Source organism: Clostridium tarantellae (genome assembly GCF_009295725.1).
Taxonomy (GTDB): Bacteria; Bacillota; Clostridia; order Clostridiales; family Clostridiaceae; genus Sarcina; species Sarcina tarantellae.
In genome coordinates this window covers 1-500 of sequence record NZ_WHJC01000641.1, presented here as the reverse complement: position 1 = coordinate 500, position 500 = coordinate 1, and the positions used below count along the sequence as shown (strand labels likewise).

The 500-nt window shown below is 18.8% G+C and carries 1 protein-coding gene; it reads right to left on the bottom strand.

The features are described from left to right. A partial coding sequence (locus GBZ86_RS16730; protein ID WP_152892525.1) for a hypothetical protein occupies nucleotides 1-319 on the bottom strand: 319 nt, incomplete at its 3' end. Nucleotides 320-500 lie beyond the last annotated feature (181 nt).

The window sequence follows — 500 nt, the reverse complement described above, 5'->3', positions numbered from 1 at the left end:
GAATAGCAATATTTAAAGTTGCATTGGTTAATAAATTTAAATATACTAAAGAAACTATAAATAAATCCTCATCTTTATTGCTATAATAGTATAAAAGTGAACTAAAGTATGCAATTATACATAATATTAAAATTATGTTGCCAATATAAAAAGGCACTTCATTAGAAATTGTTTCATTAGCATTTAATTTTCCATTAACATGAAAAAGAAAATTAAATATAGTAATAGTTATACATAAATATATGAAAAATAAAATTACTTTTATATGATTTTTTTTCATGATACTATACTTTGTATTAAATACTTTAGATCTCATCATAAATTTAACCTCTCTATTTTCAACAAACATTCTTCCCTATTTAATTACGTATATGTATTATATTTGTTGAAACTTACTCTTTTAGTTGAATTATTTAATAACTCTTAGATTTTATATATTCATTTATTATTATATAAAAATACATCATCATTTTTTGTCAAAACTTGTATTGTATCATAAA